Origin of the sequence: Marinobacter sp. BW6 (genome assembly GCF_008107725.1) — a bacterium.
In the GTDB taxonomy this organism is placed as follows: domain Bacteria; phylum Pseudomonadota; class Gammaproteobacteria; order Pseudomonadales; family Oleiphilaceae; genus Marinobacter.
The window spans coordinates 1-418 of record NZ_VIRN01000058.1; the positions used below are offsets into that span (position 1 = coordinate 1).

General features: G+C 57.4%; 1 protein-coding gene. It reads left to right on the forward strand.

The window, feature by feature from the left end:
- A partial coding sequence (locus FMN52_RS05695; protein ID WP_205424909.1) for an MBL fold metallo-hydrolase occupies positions 1-361 on the forward strand: 361 nt, incomplete at its 5' end.
- Positions 362-418: the final 57 nt, after the last annotated feature.

Consider the following 418-nt stretch of genomic DNA (forward strand, 5'->3'; position numbering starts at 1 on the left):
GTTCGAAGTGGTCCACGGCGAGATGAACGCGCTTGGCTTCAGGATTGGCGGCGCAGCCTATCTTCCAGACGTCTCGGACATCCCGAACGCAAGCTTCAACTATCTGAAAAATCTGGATATTCTCATCCTGGATTGCCTAAGGCGGCGGCCGCATCCAAGTCATTTCTGCTTGGATGACGCTTTGGCCTGGACCCGAAAATTCGCACCGCAAAGAGCGGTTTTCACCAATCTTCACAACGACTTGGACTACCGGACACTCGTCACGGAGTTGCCGGAGCCCGTAGAGCCGGCCTTTGACGGCATGCGCCTCGAACTTACGGAGCCTATCGAACAAGACGCCCGGGCGGTCCATGCGGGATAAGCCTCGCTACAAACCACCGACCGAAGACCGGCTGACACGCTCGGCGCTGCATTACCT